Source organism: Thiocapsa sp. C2-2m (assembly GCF_041903745.1).
Lineage (GTDB): Bacteria > Pseudomonadota > Gammaproteobacteria > Chromatiales > Chromatiaceae > Thiocapsa > Thiocapsa roseilacustris.
The window spans coordinates 75,887-93,438 of record NZ_JBBWVD010000016.1 but is presented as its reverse complement, the minus strand read 5'-3'; the positions used below and the strand labels follow the sequence as shown (position 1 = coordinate 93,438).

The 17,552-nt window shown below is 62.5% G+C and carries 19 protein-coding genes; 7 read left to right on the top strand and 12 right to left on the bottom strand.

The features are described from left to right. Positions 1-143: 143 nt before the first annotated feature. From AADX97_RS14035 to AADX97_RS14025, 3 genes are read right to left on the bottom strand one after another with little or no spacing between them, the layout of a single operon-like run. Positions 144-584, bottom strand: coding sequence for a glycosyltransferase (locus AADX97_RS14035; RefSeq protein ID WP_374234228.1), 441 nt, complete (start codon positions 582-584; stop codon positions 144-146). Positions 585-635: 51 nt separating this feature from the next. Then, a complete protein-coding gene (locus AADX97_RS14030) occupies positions 636-866 on the bottom strand; it encodes a hypothetical protein (RefSeq protein WP_374234227.1) in 231 nt (76 codons plus the stop codon). Positions 867-887: 21 nt separating this feature from the next. Beyond that, positions 888-1,415 (bottom strand): hypothetical protein, encoded by a 528-nt coding sequence (locus tag AADX97_RS14025; RefSeq protein WP_374234226.1) that lies wholly within the window; start codon positions 1,413-1,415, stop codon positions 888-890. Between the two features lie 369 nt (positions 1,416-1,784). On the opposite strand from AADX97_RS14025, the gene AADX97_RS14020 reads away from it, so the two are divergent. Further along, entirely contained in the window at positions 1,785-2,849 is a 1,065-nt protein-coding gene (locus AADX97_RS14020; RefSeq protein ID WP_374234225.1) for a cytochrome-c peroxidase, read from the top strand. 460 nt (positions 2,850-3,309) lie between these two features. Here AADX97_RS14020 and AADX97_RS14015 read toward each other — a convergent pair whose 3' ends face one another. Next, entirely contained in the window at positions 3,310-3,513 is a 204-nt protein-coding gene (locus AADX97_RS14015) for a (2Fe-2S)-binding protein (RefSeq protein WP_374234224.1), read from the bottom strand. Positions 3,514-3,626: 113 nt separating this feature from the next. Here AADX97_RS14015 and bfr (AADX97_RS14010) point away from each other — a divergent pair, with 113 nt between their 5' ends. The 3 genes from bfr (AADX97_RS14010) to AADX97_RS14000 all read left to right on the top strand — a co-directional run bounded on the left by bfr (AADX97_RS14010) (position 3,627) and on the right by AADX97_RS14000 (position 6,587). Beyond that, entirely contained in the window at positions 3,627-4,091 is a 465-nt protein-coding gene (gene bfr, locus AADX97_RS14010) for a bacterioferritin (protein WP_374234223.1), read from the top strand. 25 nt (positions 4,092-4,116) lie between these two features. Beyond that, the gene (gene bfr / locus AADX97_RS14005) at positions 4,117-4,602 is read left to right on the top strand and encodes a bacterioferritin (RefSeq protein WP_374234222.1); all 486 of its coding nucleotides are present in this window, start codon (positions 4,117-4,119) and stop codon (positions 4,600-4,602) included. 554 nt (positions 4,603-5,156) lie between these two features. After that, complete coding sequence (locus AADX97_RS14000; protein ID WP_374234220.1) at positions 5,157-6,587, top strand: BCD family MFS transporter; 1,431 nt, start codon at positions 5,157-5,159, stop codon at positions 6,585-6,587. Between the two features lie 114 nt (positions 6,588-6,701). Here the strand turns inward: AADX97_RS14000 and AADX97_RS13995 are convergent, their stop codons facing one another. The 3 genes from AADX97_RS13995 to AADX97_RS13985 all read right to left on the bottom strand — a co-directional run bounded on the left by AADX97_RS13995 (position 6,702) and on the right by AADX97_RS13985 (position 9,043). Then, positions 6,702-8,261, bottom strand: coding sequence for a DUF2325 domain-containing protein (locus AADX97_RS13995; RefSeq protein WP_374234219.1), 1,560 nt, complete (start codon positions 8,259-8,261; stop codon positions 6,702-6,704). A gap of 201 nt (positions 8,262-8,462) precedes the next feature. Then, positions 8,463-8,723: a hypothetical protein gene (locus tag AADX97_RS13990; protein WP_374234218.1), complete on the bottom strand. Its 261-nt coding sequence runs from the start codon at positions 8,721-8,723 to the stop codon at positions 8,463-8,465. A gap of 59 nt (positions 8,724-8,782) precedes the next feature. Continuing rightward, positions 8,783-9,043: an ATP dependent RNA helicase gene (locus AADX97_RS13985; protein ID WP_213461708.1), complete on the bottom strand. Its 261-nt coding sequence runs from the start codon at positions 9,041-9,043 to the stop codon at positions 8,783-8,785. Positions 9,044-9,475: 432 nt separating this feature from the next. Here AADX97_RS13985 and AADX97_RS13980 point away from each other — a divergent pair, with 432 nt between their 5' ends. The 3 genes from AADX97_RS13980 (at position 9,476) to AADX97_RS13970 (ending at position 12,360) form a co-directional block, all read left to right on the top strand. After that, positions 9,476-10,651: a carbohydrate porin gene (locus tag AADX97_RS13980; RefSeq protein WP_374234217.1), complete on the top strand. Its 1,176-nt coding sequence runs from the start codon at positions 9,476-9,478 to the stop codon at positions 10,649-10,651. Positions 10,652-10,891: 240 nt separating this feature from the next. Next, positions 10,892-11,677 carry a DUF4198 domain-containing protein gene (locus AADX97_RS13975; RefSeq protein ID WP_374234214.1) on the top strand — a complete coding sequence of 262 codons (786 nt, stop codon included), beginning with the start codon at positions 10,892-10,894 and terminating at the stop codon, positions 11,675-11,677. Further along, a complete protein-coding gene (locus AADX97_RS13970; RefSeq protein ID WP_374234213.1) occupies positions 11,677-12,360 on the top strand; it encodes a hypothetical protein in 684 nt (227 codons plus the stop codon). The genes AADX97_RS13975 and AADX97_RS13970 overlap by 1 nt, the downstream gene beginning before the upstream one ends. A gap of 28 nt (positions 12,361-12,388) precedes the next feature. On the opposite strand, the gene hemP is transcribed toward AADX97_RS13970, so the two are convergent. The 5 genes from hemP to AADX97_RS13945 all read right to left on the bottom strand — a co-directional run bounded on the left by hemP (position 12,389) and on the right by AADX97_RS13945 (position 17,394). Then, positions 12,389-12,520 (bottom strand): hemin uptake protein HemP, encoded by a 132-nt coding sequence (gene hemP / locus AADX97_RS13965; protein WP_371828628.1) that lies wholly within the window; start codon positions 12,518-12,520, stop codon positions 12,389-12,391. Positions 12,521-12,896: 376 nt separating this feature from the next. After that, complete coding sequence (locus tag AADX97_RS13960; protein ID WP_374234212.1) at positions 12,897-14,465, bottom strand: sigma 54-interacting transcriptional regulator; 1,569 nt, start codon at positions 14,463-14,465, stop codon at positions 12,897-12,899. Positions 14,466-14,515: 50 nt separating this feature from the next. Then, positions 14,516-14,758 carry a zinc ribbon domain-containing protein gene (locus AADX97_RS13955; protein ID WP_374234211.1) on the bottom strand — a complete coding sequence of 81 codons (243 nt, stop codon included), beginning with the start codon at positions 14,756-14,758 and terminating at the stop codon, positions 14,516-14,518. A gap of 89 nt (positions 14,759-14,847) precedes the next feature. Continuing rightward, on the bottom strand, positions 14,848-15,501 hold the full coding sequence (locus AADX97_RS13950) for a beta-class carbonic anhydrase (RefSeq protein ID WP_374234210.1): 654 nt from the start codon (positions 15,499-15,501) through the stop codon (positions 14,848-14,850). A gap of 363 nt (positions 15,502-15,864) precedes the next feature. Continuing rightward, positions 15,865-17,394: a YdiU family protein gene (locus AADX97_RS13945; RefSeq protein WP_374234209.1), complete on the bottom strand. Its 1,530-nt coding sequence runs from the start codon at positions 17,392-17,394 to the stop codon at positions 15,865-15,867. Positions 17,395-17,552: the final 158 nt, after the last annotated feature.

The window sequence follows — 17,552 nt, the reverse complement described above, 5'->3', positions numbered from 1 at the left end:
TGATGCCGTCAGTCTTGAGCAAACCCTCGCAGAATTTTTCGTTGTCGTTGTCGTTGTCGTAATCGGATTCCGAACGAACACGACAACGACAACGTAGGGGATGGACTGGACGATCAGGACAGCGACCCAGACCCGGACATCCATCATGAGGCACACGGGTTGGTCTCGCGCAGTGCAAAGTTGAGTGCGCCGGCCTTATAGCCCGCGAGCGGATCCACATGGAAGAACCGGAAACGCTCGCCGACCGTTTCGTTGAGCCAGCGGCAATGGGCCTCGACCGGCTGCCAGACGGCGGGATCTTTGGTATTGTTGTCGACGACCAAAACCTCGTAGCCCGGATAGTCCAATGCCGCCAAGGCGTCCAAGGTCTCGATCAAGAGCTCGGGCGGCTCGTTGTAGGCGGGCACATGGATTGAGACGAACGGCAGCTCCTCGTCGCGGACCGCTCGCAAGGGGAACGGCCGACGCCAACGACGCAGCCACAGCGCCTCGGCCCATTCGTGCGTCTCGGCCATGATCAGGACGATGACGCCGACCCCGCCGACGAGAAGCAGGACACCGACGATGGCCGTGGCCGGCGTCATATAGAGCCGTGTGTAGTCGTAGACGATCCAGACCGCTGCGGTCGAGATGCCCTACATGACCAGCGCGAGGAAGCGGCGCAGGAACCGCGTTTGATTCGTTACCGACGCCTCGGCACCCCGATTGCGCCGGCCATTACTCGGCCAGCCGACCTCCCCGATGATGACCTCTTTGTTCGGAAAGGCTTTCTTGACCTCGTCGTAGCGACTGACCGCATAGGCCACGGCCTGGTCGACGGGGACACCTTCCCAATAGGGCAGCAGGTGGACGGTGATGAAGTCCACATGATCCGCAAGCTCCGGATATTACAGCCAGACATGCCAGGGTTCGGCCGTGCTCACAGGTAGCCAGGTCATCTTGCGGACCCGGTCCAGGTATTGGGTCAGCTCAGCGACCGAAACGTCCTCGCGCAGGATCGCCTCGTTGCCGACCATGACGCGCACCAAGTTCCGGTAACCTTTACTCAGGATCTCGCCGAAGCGTGCGAGCTCGGTTTCGTTGGCGTCCGGATCGGATCCGATCCAAGCGCCGAGCGTGACATTCAGGCCACGCGCCGCGGCCAAGCGCGGGATCGCGGAGAGTGTGCTTTCGACCGAATAAGTGCGTACGGCATGGACGGTTCCCTGCAAAAGGGCCAGGTCCTCGTCGATCTCCTCGGTGGTCGGGAAGCTCTTATGAGCCGGATCGTTGTGTGCTCGCAACGGTGCGAACGAGAAGCCTTGGATGCGGTTGGGCCAAGGTGGCTCGTCGGCCGGCCGGTTGAGCAGGGCCCACGCGGCAACCGTGAGTAGGGCGATCAGAATCGGGATGAGGATGTTGCTTGAATGTCTCACGTGCGCTCGGACGGCATGGCCGGGTCGCGCGCTGCCGAGCGGAGTTTGCAAGGGGCGGCGAACGGATGGATTGGGGCGGTACGACCAGATTCGCTGGAAAACAAGCTGTTCGAGCGGAAATGGGGGGCCGGATATCATGGGAAAGCGCATATCGCCAATGTCACGATTCCGCTTCAAAACACTAAAATGATAACGCGATTTCGACGCCGAAGTGAGTCGGGTTAGGGCCACATTGACAAGCCCTTTCTTGCTTGCCGATTTTCGCGGCGAGGTTAGACTCGGTCGGGGTATGGCGCGAGCGCGCGTGGGGTGCGATCCACGGCGAATGCGCTTCCTTGGAGAACAGATGACCATAAAGAGGAGAACACGATGAAGAAGCAAATGATCGCCCTGGCCGTCTCGGTGGGGCTCGCTGCAACCCTGGCTGCTGCGGATGACTCCGCTCTGCGCGACAAGGCCAAGTCCGCCGGACTGCTCCCGATCCCGGCCGGCGTGCCCGAGGTGGCAGGCAATCCCGTGACGCGGGAAAAGATCGACCTCGGACTCATGCTGTTCATGGATCCCCGACTCTCGGCAAGCGGGGTCATCAGCTGCAACACCTGTCATAACCTCGGCATGGGCGGCGACGACAACCTGCCGACGTCCGTCGGCCATGGTTGGCAAACGGGTCCGCGCAACTCACCGACGGTGCTCAATGCCGTGTTCAACGCGGCGCAGTTCTGGGACGGTCGGGCCGATGACCTCAAGGAGCAGGCCAAGGGTCCGGTTCAGGCCGGTGTCGAGATGGCGAACAAGCCGGAGAACGTGGTCGTCACGCTCAAGAGTATCCCCGAGTATGTCGAGCGATTTACCAAGGCGTTCCCGAACGAGCCGGATCCGGTGACCTTCGACAATATGGCCAAGGCGATCGAGGCATTCGAGGTGACCCTGGTGACGCCCGGATCGGCTTTCGATGACTGGATCGAAGGCAATGATGCGGCTATGACGGCCGAGCAGAAGCAGGGTCTGGATCTCTACATCGACAAGGGTTGCAGTGCCTGTCACGCGGGGATCAACTTCGGTGGACAGGATTACTTCCCGTTCGGTCTGATCACGAAGCCGGGCGCGGACATCCTCCCGCCGGACGACAAGGGCCGCTTCCAGGTCACGAAGACGGTGTCAGACGAGTACGTTTTCCGTGCCGCGCCGCTGCGCAACATCGCCTTGACGGCGCCTTACTTTCACTCGGGTGCGGTTTGGGATCTGGGTGCGGCCGTCGCCCTGATGGGAACCGCGCAGCTCGGGACCGAGATCTCCGACGAAGAGGCGGCTCGGATCGTCGCCTTCCTGCACGCGCTGACCGGAGAGCAGCCGAGGATTGAGTATCCGATCCTGCCGGTGGAGACGGCCGAGACGCCGCGGCCAGACCTCTCGGCATTGCCCGTCGCGAACTAGAGGGCGGAGGCTCGACGAACCGCAATACGATTGAGTCGACCTGATTGGATGGATCGGCACTACCGGTGCGGCGCGGGCCGCACCGGTCTTGTCGGTTGATCAATCCGGCGGTGCCGAGCCAGCTCGGGAGTCGCCGATGTCACACGTTCGAGGACGCCACCCTCGGCGCTCGGTGCCTCGGGGGACGTCCGGTTTCGATCGTCGGCACTTGAAGCCATACGATTCGACGTTACTTTCCCACCGACACGGATGATTCAGCGGGTTGCCGCTTCCGATCTGTCTGAAGAAACCGTTTCATCAACATCCACCGCCGCTGTCTACGGCTAAGCGGCATGCCACGACCGATGAGCGTGAGGATGCGGCGAATGCCCTCTCCGAGCGATCGAGATCGATGTGTTCGCGTGGGATCGGTGTTTCGCATGGGTATGAGGGACCCTCGAACCAGGGTAGAGGAGGAGGTTCACGAAAAGGCAGCAGCCGCTACCGCTCGTAATCGGCGGTTCTCGATTACTTCTCGTAACAACGCCTTAACGCAAAGTCCACAGCGTCCGCAGTCGCCGGGCACACCCAACTCCTTTCTCAGATCGGCGAGACGTTCCGTCCCTCGCTCTGCTGCAGCGATGATCTGGCGATCGGTAATGGCCCGACAAACGCATACGTACATGAGATTTCCTCCGAAACGCCCCTCGATCTTGATGATATGATAGGAATCATTCGTATTTGTGTCAAGATGCCCTTCGGTGCAACTTCAGTCTTTTTGCTAAAGGTCCAGTCCAGATGAAAACCCAACCCTCCATCAATCAGCATCACAACGCGGTGCTCAAGGAAGCACTGACCGCGATCAATCAGTATTTCCTGCACGCGCGGATGCTCGGCAACTGGGGCTTCAAGACGCTGGAGAAGCGGGTCTACCACGCCTCGATCGAGTCCATGAAGGAGGCCGATAAGATCGTCGAGCGCGTACTCTTTCTGGAAGGGCTTCCAAACCTCCAAGACCTCGGCAAGCTGCTGATCGGAGAGGATGTTCCCGAGATCCTGCGCTGCGATCTCATGATGGAGCTGCGTTATCGCGAGGCCCTCTCTGCGGCGATTGCCCACTGCGAACAGCAGGGCGACTTCGTCAGCCGACATCACCTCGAAGAGATCCAGGAGTCGAGCGAAGAGCGGATCGACTGGATCGAGACCCAACTTTCACTGATCGAGAGTGTCGGACTGCCGAACTTTCTCGAGTCGGCGATCTGACCACAGCAGCCCCGGAGATCCAACTATGAAAGGTAACCCCGAAGTGATCGCGCATCTTCAGCGTCTGCTCTCCAACGAGCTGGCAGCGATCGATCAGTATTTCATCCACTCGCTCATGTATGAGGACTGGGGTTTCGCCAAGCTGTTCGCGCGGATCGAGCACGAGGCGACGGAGGAGAAGGAGCACGCATCGATGTTGATCCGGCGCATGCTGTTCCTGGAGGCGACGCCGGATCTCAGCCAGCGCGACGGGCTTCGTGTCGGCGCGACCGTCCCGGAGATGCTGGCCAACGATCTCCAAGTCGAATACGAGGTTGCAGCCGCGTTGAAGGAGGCCATCGTCTGTTGCGAGCAGCATAAGGATTTCCAGACCCGGACCGTTCTGCTGCAACTCCTCCGAGACACCGAGGAGGACCACGCCGACTGGCTTGAGCAACAACTCGGATTGATCGATCGTGTGGGGCTCGAGAACTACCTCCAGTCGCAGATGTATCCGGTCGGGGTGGCATGATCCATCCGGTCCCAGCCGTCCATGGACACTGAATCCATTGTCCAGGGACGGACGCCAAAGAGACCTGACCCCCGGTCTTTTCGGTCGTCATCGGGGCCTAAACCGCGTCCAGAGCGACATGCGTCATTTTCGAGTGCGCTCGACGTTTGGTGCATCCAAAACTCTTGGCCTGGACGCGGTTTAAAAGGTTATCTTGTTAATATCCTAAACCGCGCCGACTCCAGCGGTCTCAAATCTGCGAAGCGCGCCCATCGTTGTCGAAGGGCGGAGTTCGTCCGACCTGGCTTTCCCGGTCCTTCGAAGATTCGATGCTCTCCGATCCCCAACCCCGATCGACCGTGAGGTCCCTCCGGAAGCCGCTCTCGCGTCGCGCAGTCGACCCCTCCTTAGGATCGATTATTCCGTGCCTAGTCGCGCCTACATGATCGGGTCTCCCGCCTTGCGGTCCTGATCCGGGCGTGGTGGATCATTGAAGCCCCGAGTGCGATAATCCCGCCCCTTTAAGGCATCGCTCTTGTTGCCGAGCCCATTTCACCTGTGGAGCTGATCCCGGCATGAGTCGTAAAGACGATCCCTGGGCGCAAGCCTGGCGTGAGCTGCTGCCTCGGATACTGCCTTTTTCCGATGTGTCGTCTGCTGATTTTCCGCTGCGCCGAATCCTGCGCTTGTCGCTGTTTCAGGTCTCGGTCGGCATGGCCATGGTGCTGCTGCAAGGAACCCTGAATCGGGTCATGGTCGTCGAGCTTGCCGTGCCCGCGTCGCTGGTCGGTCTCATGCTTGCGCTGCCGTTGATTTTCGCGCCGCTGCGTGCGCTGATCGGCCATCGATCCGATTACCACCACTCCGCATTCGGACTGCGCCGAATCCCCTACATTTGGCTCGGAAGCATGATGCAGTTCGGTGGATTCGCGATGTTGCCGTTCGCCCTGCTGCTGCTCGCCGATGTCAATAACCAGTTCAACGTTATCGGTCAGTTGGCCGCTGCGCTGGCCTTCCTGTTGGTCGGTGCCGGACTCCACACGACGCAAACCGCGGGTTTGGCGCTTGCCACCGATCTCGCCCCGCCGGAGAAACGCCCTCGCGTGGTGGCGTTGCTGTACGTCACCCTCCTGGCCGCTTGGGCGGGAAGCTCGCTCTTGTTCGGACAACTGCTCACGAACTTCAGCAACGAGCTGCTGATTCAGGTCACTCAGGGCGTGGCCTTGGCGACGATCGTTCTGAATGTTGTTGCCCTTTGGAAGCAGGAGGCGATGGACAGGCAGCGCGCGGCCAATCCTGTGCCGCGCCCGCCGTTCATGGAGACCTGGCGAAACTTCACCCGTGGTGGACGCGCGAGCCGACTGCTGGTGGTGGTGGGTCTCGGGACAGTCGGCTTCACGATGCAGGACATCCTGCTCGAGCCTTACGGCGGTCAGATACTCGGGCTGAGCGTCTCCCAGACGACCGCACTCAACGCCATCTGGGCGGCCGGATCACTGCTCGCCTTCGTGCTTGCCGCGCGCCTGATGGGGCGTGGTAGCGAGCCCTATCGGATTGCGGCGATCGGCGCCATGATCGGGATCCTCGCCTTTATCGCGGTTATCCTGTCCGCCCCACTCGATGCAGTTTGGCTGTATCGAGCCGGTGCCGGGCTGATCGGTTTCGGTGGCGGGCTCTTCATGGTGGCAACCTTGACTGCCGCAATGGCGCTCGCCGAGGGCGGTTTCAGCGGTTTGGCGCTCGGCGCGTGGGGCGCTGTTCAGGCGACCGCAATGGGTCTTGCATTCGCCGCCGGCGGCTTCTTGCGTGACCTTGTCATGGCGATGGCGAACCGAGGTGTCTTCGGAGAAGACTTGGCCTGGCCAGCGCTGGGATACGATGTCGTCTATGCCCTCGAGATCCTTTTCCTCATCGGCACGCTTGTGATGATTCTCCCGCTGGCTCTTCGCCCCGGAGATGCCAACACCCGAGCCGGATCGAAGATCGGTCTTGACCACATGCCCTGAGGCATCGGCCTCGCCCCGCCTCGCCAGGCTGTGCAAAGGCGGGCGAGGCGTCTTGCCTCGACCTGCACGGCCATCTCCGGAGTCGCTCGACGCTCGCCGCGGCGAGCGATCGGCTCAAGCTGCCAGGTTCTCGATCGCCAAGGCGAATGAAGAGAGTCCGGAGTTGCCGAGCAGCGCATGCGGTTTCTCGGTGCGTTTGCAGAATCGTTTGGTCCGATAGTAGGCGCCGTGGCTGACGTAGTCGGTTGCGCAGACGACGATATCGGCCGATGCCAGCATCGCCTCGAGCCGGAGTTGGCTATCTTCCATCCCGCCGTCATGGTGGTCGAATCGACCGTTACAGCCCGCCACCATCGCGCGGTATTGATCGACGAGCTGTTTGCGCCCGCCCACACAGAGCACCAAGCGTCCATCAAGATCCTTGGGTCGCACGCAAGCCTCCGATGTGCAGCCGTCGCACCGATCCGCGAGCAGGTGCGCCAGGAGCCGCTCGGTCGCCCGGCATTCGGCCTCCGCCGCGCGCTGCGCACGTTCCGCCGCGTCGGCCTCTTCTTTTGCCTGTGTGCGGGTGTCTCGAAGGTGTGCGTTCTCCTCGCGGATCCGAGTCAGCTCGGCGTCCAAGTCTGCGACCCGGTCGGTCAGCGCGCTTAACCTGTCTTTTAGGCGTGGACCCTTCAACAGCTCGAGCTCTTCGCGCAGGGCCTGCGCCTGCGCGCACGATGCGGCGTAGTCACTTTCGCGGTTCGCCAAGGCGGTCTCGAGCGCCCGGATCCTCGCCTCGCGCGAGTCCGCCTGCTGACGGGTGCGCCTGTGAAGGTGATCAAAATCACGTTGCAGCTGCTCGAGCTGGGTGCGCGTCTCGGTGAGCCGCTTGAGATCGGCGCGTTGTCCCGCGCCGATCTGATGCGAGAGCATATGGATCTCTTCGTAGGCGCGTGTCATCACCCGATGGTCGGCATGCGGGTGCGTCATGAGTGCCCAGAGTCCGCCGGGAACCTCCCCGGTGTCGAGCGATTCGCGCCACAGCCGAAGGAGCGTGTCCGCGTCGCGTGCCTTCGAATAGCGCCGCACGCTGATGCTGAATGTCTTCTCCAGTGCCTTGTGCGTCGCCAGCGACAACGAATTCTTCTCGGCCGCCGCTGCGACAAAGCTCACGTGGATGTCGAACTCCGACAGAGTCGCCTCGGGCCGTTGGGCCGACCGGTCGGCAATTCGGCGCAGCTCCTCCACCGTGAGGCAGGTCCCGATGATCGGGCAATGGTATTTGTGCGGGATGTCCCAGAGCCTGCGACGTCCTGTCGATTTCAGGGTCGGCAGACGGCTCGGCGGGCCGGACAGCTCGGTCAATGTCGCTGCGGAAGCGGCGGCCGAGATCGATGGGCTCGGGGAGCGCGAGAGTGCAATCGGCGGCGACGCGAGCCCATCTGTTTCGGGAAAGAGCGCCTGCGCGATCTTGCTCTGCATGCGTCGGGCTTGCGGGATGGTTTCAACCGTCGGAACCTCGGCATGATGCGCGCAACAGGTGCGCTTGCGTGTTCCGTTGCCGATCTGCAGCTCCTCGAACATACGATGCCATGACGCTCCTTCGACCTCGGCAAGCAGCTCCTGACTCTCGAAGTCATAGATCGCGAGTCGCGCAGTCTGGTCGGAGACCTCGAAAATTAGCCGTTGCATAGAGGCTTCCTCTTAAACCGCGCCCGGCGCGGTATGCGATGTTTTTGGATGGATCGGCCCCGGCAGACTTGACAACCGCCGGAGCTGGCGCGGTTTAAGGTATTAAAAAATATATTATTTTAAACCGCGTCTCCGCTAAGGGCTATGGATGCAGCAAACGTCGAGCTGACTCGAAAGTGAGCATTTCACTCTGGATGCGGTTTAGTCCTGAAGCGCGTTGACGAGGGTGCGCCAGATCGGATTCTCGATGGCGACGCATCCGGGCACCGAGCTGAGCTGCGCCAGCAGTCGCCCTCGCGCGTCGTAGAGACGGAGCTGTCCCGCACCGACAAGTTCCCGGAAGAACGCTGCCCAATAGCGGACATTGCCCGCTGTGCTCCCGCGTTCCGCTCCTAAACGTGTTCGGGAGGCCGGCATGACAGCTGCGCTCGGCATGTTCTCAAGCTCGATGTAGGGCGGCATAGCGCGCTCCTTGATTGATTCCGGAAGGCTGGCGGTCTCGCACACGGACGAGGCCCTGCTTAATGCGCGACGGTGGGGGCGCGTTGCGCGAGCCAGCGCCAATGACGCGCTAGTCGGCGATAGGCACAAAACCGTTCGGCATCGGGCCCGAGATCCGGATGCAGGTAGAGCGCCTCGATGGATTCGACGACCCGTTCGGCCAAATCAGCCGAACGGTGCCGCACGTAACGGCGAATGAGCTCTCCGAGATGCAGCTCCAGATCCTCCGGTTTGAGCCGAGAGAGATCGCAGTTTGAAACCAAGGGGGAATCGACGGGCATGGTGTGTCTCCTGAAACATCAAGCGGTTGTCGAACAATGCCCCGCTGGCGATACGGACGAAGCGTCCGGGATTTGGCTGACGGGAGTCCCGCATCGAACGGGACTGGAATCTGTCGCGAGCGGTCGGGGCGTGGTCCGGCAAGCGCCTTATCCGCCCCGACTGCTGGCTAGGCTATGAATAAGAATCGTTCGCAATAAAGATAGATGGCCGGTTGATGCTTGTCAACGGAAAGCTGCGGCGTGAATCCCCGGCAGGCTGGTTGCTCCCGCGGAGAGCCAAATCCGATGCTTGACACCCCGGCGTAATATCTTTTTACAATAGATCACACGATCGGGCTGCGGTATCGACTAGGTCCGGCAGGTTTAGAGTCCGAGTACCTCGAATCGCAAACCATCCGGAACCCCGAATCCTCCTTTAAGGATACCTATTCGATGGACAATCGCCTGGTCGTTGGCGCTGCGCTCTCCTTTCTCGCCCTTTCCGCGGATGCCTACGACGTGACCGACCGCTTCTCGATCGGCGCGGTGTTGGGCGCGGCGGGTCAGTGCCAGGAGGGGCTCGGCGGGCTGCTCGACGAGGACGGGCAGTCGCTGGACGGCGACACCTGTCGGGGCGGCATGCCCTTTCAGCTTGCATTGAGCGTTCGCCCGAGCGAGCGCGACGAGTTCTTCGCCCTGTTCGGCTATGCCGTGGACAACGGCCTGAACGCCGTCTCGCCCTTTGTGCTCGCCCCCTGGGCGGTCGATCTCGAGGACGATCTGCAGGACATCAACGGGCGCGGACGCGACTACCTGCTGCAGGCCTGGTACAAGCACACCGTCACGCTGGGCGAGGACGCCACCCTCGGCACCACCGTCGGCATCATCGACTCCACCGGGTATCTGGACGAGAACGCCTACGCCAACGACGAATTCACCCAGTTCATGAACGAGGCGTTCGTGAACTCCGGCGGCTTCAGTCTACCCTCCTACGACGCCGGCGCGGCGCTCGAGCTGGCGCTGGGGAACTGGGAGATCAAGGCTGCCGCCCTGAACATCGGCGAGAACGACGACGGCAACAACTACAACTTCTGGGGCGCGCAGCTCGGCTATCGCCTCGATACCGCGCTCGGGGAAGGCAACTACCGCGCCGTGATCACCGGCACCTCATCGGCCTTCGTCAAGCCCCGCGCCGACCTCGGCGAGCCGATGCAGGGGGCCGAGGACGCTCCGCAGGAGGGGACGCCGGTTGCCGCGGAGAAGACCGATCTGATGGGCTACGGTCTGTCCTTCGACCAGGCCCTCGGCGATCATCTCGGCGCCTTCCTGCGCGTGGGCTGGGCCGACCACAAGGACATCCTCGACTACCGCGGCCTCTACACCGGCGGTCTGCAGCTCGGCGGTGGCCTGTGGGGCCGCGAGGCCGACACCGTCGGCATGGCCTACGGCTATCTGGACGGCGCCAACACCGGGATCTCCAACACCAACGTCGCCGAGCTCTACTACCGCTGCGCCGTCAACGACTACCTCGCCCTCACCGCCGACATCCAGTACATGGCCGACGCCTACGACAGCGGCGAGGACATCGAGGGTTGGATCTTCGGGCTGCGTCTCGTTGCGGAGCTGTGATGAAACCGCGATGAAACCGCGTCCGGTGGCGTCATCTTCTCGTGTCGGGTGATTCCACGTTGCGGGCATCAACAAGCGCCGGCGTCGACGTGGTTTCATGATTCTAAAGTCAATGTTCTGAACCGCGTCGCGCCGAGGCTGTGCTTGGGCGACAGCGCCGTAAGCGCCTCGTAGTGCGCATCTCGCGGGGCAGCGCGGTTTAGCCGACCTTCGCCTCACAACCCATTGACGGAGCACAACGTGACACCTCTTTCCAGCCAATCTCACCCGATCCTGATCTCTCTGGCCGCGGCACTCATGGGCGCAGCCGCTGCCCATGCCCACTTTCAAGAGCTCATCCCGTCCACCGATATCGTCAACGCCGAGACCGGCAACAGCCTGACGCTGGAGATGCGTTTCACGCATCCCATGGAGGGTGGTCCGTTGATGATGATGGGAGAGCCCGTTCAGGTCGGGGTCCTGAGCCCCGAGGGTCGGGAAGACCTCAAGGCGAGCCTTCAAGCGCAGGAGATCGACGGCAAGCGGACCTTTCGTCTCGACTACAGGATCAAGCAGCCGGGAGATTACGTCTTCTATCTGGAGCCCGCGCCCTACTGGGAGCCGGCTGAAGGGGCGATGATCGTGCATTACACTAAGGTCGTCGTCGATGCCTTCGGTGCGGAGGATGGCTGGGACGCGGATCTCGGTCTGCCGGTCGAGATCGAGCCGCTGGTTCGTCCCTACGGACTCTGGGCCGGCAATCTCTTTCAAGGGATCGTCAAACGCGACGGAAAGCCGGTGCCCTTTGCCACAGTCGAGGTCGAGTGGCGCAACGACGGCTCGATTAGGCCGCCGTCGGATCCCTACATTACCCAGGTCATCAAGGCCGATAAGAACGGGGTCTTCAGCTATGCGATGCCCAAGGCTGGCTGGTGGGGTTTCGCCGCACTGCTCGAGGGCGATGAGCCGATGCAGAATCCCGACGGCGAGGAGGTTCCGGTCGAGCTGGGTGCGTTGATCTGGATCTATACGCGAGAGATGCGCTGATGAGGATCGCGGACCCTGGCAACGGCCCGGCGCGTTCCGCACGGGGCGCGATTCCACCGAGCGGCGGGACTCTTCGCATTGCCGCACTCGTCCTCTTATCGACCCTCGGTTCGCCGGCCCTGGCGCATAAGCTTCAGGTCTTTGCCTTTGCCGAAGGCGCGAGCATCGGCGGATCGGCCTACTTTGCCGGCGGCGGCGCCGCTTCGGGGGCGCGGATCGAGGTCTTGGACGGGGAGGGAAACACACTGGCCGAGCTGACGCCGGACGGCGAGGGTCAGTTCGCCTATACGGCTCAGGCGCCTGTCGATCATCTGATTCGGGCCTTCACGGGCGACGGCCATCACGCCGAGTGGCGTGTCCCTGCAGCCGAGTTGGCGGCGGGATTCGGGTCCGAGGGTTCGATCGCCGAAGACGCCGAAAGGCCTGATCGGAGCGATGTGTCCGTCATCGTCGAGACCGATGCCTCATCCACATCGGCACCCCCCGTGACGATCCTGAGTCCTGAATTGGAGTCGGTGATCGAGCGCGCCGTTGCGCGCCAGATTCGCCCTTTACGCGAGCAGCTCGTCGCTGCGGAGGATCGGATCCGTCTCCAGGATATCCTCGGCGGCATCGGCTACATCATGGGTCTGACTGGACTCGCGCTCTGGTGGGCGAGTCGACGTCCCTCCGGTCCGCCCTAAGGCTTGCGGCCAGGACTCGAATGCTCGCCTATTTCGTCAAGATCAGTTTGTTGTTTCGCGTCATCCTCAGGATGTAACGATCGCCCGCGTGATCGATCAGCAACAGGTTGTTGCCGCGCAGCAGGGCGTTGCTGTCGATCCGCGGCAGGTCCGCGCGCATCGCTGCGGAAGACTGTGTGCGAGGACTTGGGGTCTCGGACAGGGATTCTCTTGGCATGGCCGGCACTCCGCGTGAGTCTGTTTACAAATGCGAATCGTTGTTATTAAGATTATGTCGCGATCCTTCCCCTGTCAAGTTCTCTCACAACGCGTGAGACAGAGTGCTCATCGACCACCGCACGCTCCCCCGACATAGCCCCCGCGATCAGGGAACCTAAACCGCACCAGCTCCGATAGTCGTCGGAGCTGGTGTGGCCAGAACACTCCAACACATGACGCATATGGCACCGGGCGCGGATCAATCTTCAACCGGCCGCCATCGATCGACTTGCGTAGGTGTGGCGTCATTGTCGACCGACGGCGCAGCCGTCGAGACTCTACCTGTAGTCCGCAGCCCTGAGTCCTTGCGCCTTGAGCTTCATGCGGACCGCTCTCGGCGTGATCCCCATCTGGGTCGCGATTTGATCGACATTGCCGCGACTGACCCTCAAGGCACGGGTCAGCGTGTCGACCTCAGCCTGCTTGGCGGCCTGTTGTTTGCGCGTGCGCCATGCGGGGACGGATTCGGCCGGCGCGGTCACCGGAACGTCGATGTCGGTAATCCGAGCATCCACGGCAAAGATGAAGGCGCGTTCGAGAACGTTTTCCATCTCTCGAATGTTTCCCGGCCAGGCATAGGCCAATGCCTTGAGGCGCGCGGCTTGAACCAATGTCTTTTCGGCAGTGGCGTAGCGTTGGGCGAGCTTGCGGAGGATGTGCGTGATGAGAGCGTCGATGTCCTCGGTGCGCTCGCGCAGCGGGGGGATCGCGATCGGCACGACGTTGAGTCGATAGAAGAGATCGCGGCGAAAATGTCCGGCGTCGAGCATTGCGACGATCTCGCGGTTGGATGCGGCGATAATCCGGACGTCCGAGCGCAGGGAGCGCTTGCCGCCGACGCGTTCGTACTCGCCTTCCTGAATGACACGCAACAGCTTGGCCTGGGCCGAAAGCGGGAGTGAGTCGATCTCGTCGAGAAAGAGCGTCCCTTTTTCGGCGCGTTCGAAGTAACCGTGATGAACCTCGTAAGCCCCTGTGAAGGCCCCTTTCTCGTGCCCGAAGAGGACTGTTTCGACTAGGTTCTCCGGGATGGCCCCGCAGTTGACCGTGACCATCGGCTTGTCGCGCCGCGTGCTGAGCCCATGCAGTGCGCGTGCGACGAGCTCTTTGCCGCAGCCGGTCTCGCCGGTGATCATGACGGTGACGTCCGTGGGGGCGACGATCCGGACCGCCCGCAGTGCATCGCGCATCGCCGCAGACTCCGCGACGATCGGTTGCAGAGCTGCGTCCGCTGTGCTTAGACCGGGCGGCGGCGGGCACCAGTTTTCGCGGAGCCGTCGATGAACCTTGGGTGTCATCAGTGTCGTCAGATTCCCCGAGGTCAGGCGCTCGCCGTCCGCGCGGTACTCGGTGCCCTTGTTCCGCGCGGCAAGCTGCGGATCCAGATAGATGCAGACGTCGCAGGAGTCGTCGCCGGCGGCAATCGTTTGTCGTAATTCCACCTTCGCATAGCCGAAGTGGCGTGCAGCGATTCCGCCGAAGACACTCGATGTCATCCGGCAGAGTGACGGTGCATGTTTGACCTGCTCTCCGAAGGGGCATCGGCTGTTGACAACCCGGACCACCCCGGCTTCGCCCGAGGCGCGGGAAAACCCGCCGCCGATCTGATTCTTGATCTCGACGATGAGGTCGGCGTAATGGTCCTGGTCCATCCGATGAGGAGAGCCGAGAACCTCGCGGGCCTTTTCCTCCAGGCATACACCGGCCGTCAGGCCGATCTGCTCGATCTGCTCGAGGTGAGCGGCGCAATTGGGACACTCGGTCCCATCCATCGCCTTGGCGATCTCGGACACGAAGGATTGGAGAAAGGCGACCGCGCGTGACGGTGATCCAGTCGTTTCAGGCATGTTCGGTGTTCGAGACGTTTAATCTTTCGGCTCGAAATCAGAAGGTGCAGTCATGAGTGCCCGCACCCGCAGCCGGGACCGTGTCGGTGCACCTGCGGCGTGTCGGCAGGCTGCAGCGAGCGAACGGCCTGATCGCGACCCCGGGCCATGCCGCCGTGTACCGCCGGAGCGGAGAGAAAGACCCGAGCCGTTATGCCCCCGCAGGTGGGACAGGGCGGCGGCTCGGCGGTCATGGCCCGGGAGCTCTCGAAGGAGGCTTGGCAGCAGGTGCACCGGTAGTCGTAGATCGGCATTGTAGGACTCTCCTCTGATGTCAACGCTTCTATTCGAGCAAGGCTCTTGCGGCCAGACAAGGCGGCGCCCGAGCCGGGCGCCGTTTCGATCAACGCCAGCGGTTGGGCTGAGGCGTCGTGACGCCGAACTGCGCGGAGGTCACATCCGTGCGGGCGCGTTTCTCGTCATCGAGCACGGGCGGGCGCAAGCGCCGGGTCTCCACCTCCCAGACCCAGCCGCTGACGACCACGTCCTTCGGGATCAGTGGGTGATTTCGGAAGGTCTCCACCGTCTTCATGCAGGTGATGTCCACATCGTCCATCATCCCGATCCATTTCGCGAAGCCGCCCGGCTCAAGCTTCAACTCGGGCAAGGTCGGGTCCAGAGCCAGCTCGTCGATGTCGATCCCTTTGGCCCGGAGTGCCGCTTCCAGGTCCTTGGCGTTTGCCGACAACATCCCACACTGGGTGTGTTGGACGATGACGATCTCCTGTGTTCCGAAGAAGTTGCAGGTGAGCATCGCCGATCGGATCGCGTCGTCCGTGACGATCCCGCCGGCGTTGCGGAAGCAATGAGCATCGCCGCCGCCGACGGGGCTGTCGACCCGAATCCCGAGTGCCTCATCGACCGGCAGGCGTTCGTCCATGCAGGCCAAGACCCAGAGCCGCCGGTTGTTGGGGCCATCGGGTCCGAAGCGGCGACGCGCCGCCCAATGATCATAGGCATCGACACGTGCGTTGATCTCGTCTTTTAGATAGCTCATCGCGTTTTTCCTACCCTCAGTGGTTGTTCTGGTTGGCCGAGAACGGCAACCGGAGCTGAGCAATGCTTGTGCCAGGGTGGGCGATGATCATCATCAATGGCTTAGTGTAGCGGTTGGATTTGGTTTCGTCGTCGGTTTTGGTGAAACTCGACATAAAATGAATAAAAACAATTAATTGAGATGATGAAATATGACTTCCTTAATGGAAGCCCTGCTTCCGAACCGGCGCGCCAACGACTCCGGGTTTTCCGCCAGGGCCGACGATGGAGTGGATTCAGTGGCCGGCCAAGTCGGATCAGACCTCTCGAAGGACACTGCGGCCTGGCCGGCATAGGATGATCGGCCTTCGCAGGCGGTGTCGACTCAGGTCCCGCAGAAGGTCTTCAGCACACGCTCCTCGTTCTGCGGCGGCTCGGTGTAGCCGGCGAGCTCGGGGCGATCCTCGTAGGGGCGCTCGAGGACGCGCAGAATGGTTTCGAACGGTCCAAGCTCACTCTGCTCGACGGCCGCATTCAAGGCCTGCTCGACGCGATGGTTGCGCGGGATAACCGCCGGATTGATGCGGCGCATGCGCTCGGCGCGCTCGGCGGGGGTTTGAGGGTCCCGTTCGAGACGTGCGCGCCACTGCGCGGCCCAGGCGTCATAGGTTTGCCGGTCGACGAATAGATCGCGTACGCTGCTGTCCGCCCCGGGATCCGCGGCCGCGTCGCTTAGTCGGCGGAAGGTCAGTGTGAAGTCGGCACCCGATGCCTTCATGGCGTCCAAGAGCCCGTGGATCAGGTCGACATCCTCCGGTTCGGCGGTGGCGAGGCCGAGCTTGCGTCGCATGCCGGCGGTCCAGTGCTCCTCGTAGCGACCGAAGAAGCCGCGGCCGAGGTCGGTCGCCTGTTGGATCGCGGCGTCCGATGCCTCGTCGATCAAGGGCAGCAGGGTCTCGGCGAAGCGGGCCAGGTTCCACTGGGCAATCCCCGGTTGATTTCCGTAGGCGTAACGGCCGCCGCGATCGATCGAGCTAAAGACGGTTGCGGGATCATAGGTATCCATGAAGGCGCACGGCCCGTAGTCGATTGTCTCTCCGGAGATCGCCATGTTGTCGGTGTTCATAACCCCGTGGATGAAGCCCACATGCATCCAGGCGGCTACCAAGGCGGCTTGTCGCTCCAAGACGGCTTCGATCAGTGCGAGGTAGGGCGAGTCGGCCCCGGCGGCTTGCGGGTAATGGCGGGCGATGACGTGATCGGCGAGATGGCGCACGGCCTCGGTGTCGCCGCGCGAGGCGAAATACTGGAAGGTCCCGACACGGATGTGGCTGCTCGCGACACGTGTCAGGATCGCGCCGGGCAGGACGGTCTCGCGATAGACCGGCTCGCCGGTCGCCACAGCGGCGAGCGCACGGGTGGTCGGAATCCCGAGCGCGTGCATGGCCTCGGCGAGGATGTATTCGCGCAGGACGGGTCCGAGCGCCGCGCGCCCGTCGCCGCTGCGCGAGAAGGGCGTCTGTCCGGAGCCCTTCAGTTGGATGTCGCGACGTCTCCCGGCCCGGTCGAGCACCTCGCCGAGCAGGATCGCCCGGCCGTCTCCGAGCTGCGGGACGAAGTTGCCGAACTGATGGCCCGCATAGGCCATCGCGATCGGATCGCTGCCGTCCGGCAGGAGATTGCCGGCGAAGAGCGGCGCAGCGACCTCCGGCTCTGCGGCCGATGGGTCCAGGCCGAGCTCTTCGAACAACGCCACGTTCAGCTTGATCAAGCCGGGTGCCGTAACCGGCGTGGGTTGGATGCGGGCGTGAAAATGATCGGGAAGACGTCGATAGCTGTTGTCGAACGCGAAACGGATGGCCTGCTGTGTCATGCGATGGTCTGATGTCGGCTGTACCTCGGTACCGGTAGGCATGCGGCCATCCCGGCAATTCGCAACTAAACCGCTACTGAACCGCCACTGAACCGCGTTCCCCGCGAGACGCGCGCTCCGAGGTGATTTGGGCCTCGGAGCGCAGGAACGACCTCGGCGCGACGCGGTTCAGGAGATTGGGGCCGGTTCAAAAACAACCG

What these genes read in the sequence shown, in the direction of transcription:
- AADX97_RS13985 (WP_213461708.1), bottom strand. Translation starts at nt 9,043, where the DNA reads ATGCCCGTCGATTCCCCCTTGGTTTCAAACTGCGATCTCTCTCGGCTC.
- bfr (WP_374234223.1), top strand. Translation starts at nt 3,627, where the DNA reads ATGAAAACCCAACCCTCCATCAATCAGCATCACAACGCGGTGCTCAAG.
- AADX97_RS13995 (WP_374234219.1), bottom strand. Translation starts at nt 8,261, where the DNA reads ATGCAACGGCTAATTTTCGAGGTCTCCGACCAGACTGCGCGACTCGCG.
- AADX97_RS13955 (WP_374234211.1), bottom strand. Translation starts at nt 14,758, where the DNA reads ATGCCGATCTACGACTACCGGTGCACCTGCTGCCAAGCCTCCTTCGAG.
- AADX97_RS14015 (WP_374234224.1), bottom strand. Translation starts at nt 3,513, where the DNA reads ATGTACGTATGCGTTTGTCGGGCCATTACCGATCGCCAGATCATCGCT.
- AADX97_RS13990 (WP_374234218.1), bottom strand. Translation starts at nt 8,723, where the DNA reads ATGCCGCCCTACATCGAGCTTGAGAACATGCCGAGCGCAGCTGTCATG.
- AADX97_RS13970 (WP_374234213.1), top strand. Translation starts at nt 11,677, where the DNA reads ATGAGGATCGCGGACCCTGGCAACGGCCCGGCGCGTTCCGCACGGGGC.
- AADX97_RS14035 (WP_374234228.1), bottom strand. Translation starts at nt 584, where the DNA reads ATGACGCCGGCCACGGCCATCGTCGGTGTCCTGCTTCTCGTCGGCGGG.
- AADX97_RS13945 (WP_374234209.1), bottom strand. Translation starts at nt 17,394, where the DNA reads ATGCCTACCGGTACCGAGGTACAGCCGACATCAGACCATCGCATGACA.
- AADX97_RS14000 (WP_374234220.1), top strand. Translation starts at nt 5,157, where the DNA reads ATGAGTCGTAAAGACGATCCCTGGGCGCAAGCCTGGCGTGAGCTGCTG.
- bfr (WP_374234222.1), top strand. Translation starts at nt 4,117, where the DNA reads ATGAAAGGTAACCCCGAAGTGATCGCGCATCTTCAGCGTCTGCTCTCC.
- hemP (WP_371828628.1), bottom strand. Translation starts at nt 12,520, where the DNA reads ATGCGCGCGGACCTGCCGCGGATCGACAGCAACGCCCTGCTGCGCGGC.
- AADX97_RS13960 (WP_374234212.1), bottom strand. Translation starts at nt 14,465, where the DNA reads ATGCCTGAAACGACTGGATCACCGTCACGCGCGGTCGCCTTTCTCCAA.
- AADX97_RS13950 (WP_374234210.1), bottom strand. Translation starts at nt 15,501, where the DNA reads ATGAGCTATCTAAAAGACGAGATCAACGCACGTGTCGATGCCTATGAT.
- AADX97_RS14020 (WP_374234225.1), top strand. Translation starts at nt 1,785, where the DNA reads ATGAAGAAGCAAATGATCGCCCTGGCCGTCTCGGTGGGGCTCGCTGCA.
- AADX97_RS13980 (WP_374234217.1), top strand. Translation starts at nt 9,476, where the DNA reads ATGGACAATCGCCTGGTCGTTGGCGCTGCGCTCTCCTTTCTCGCCCTT.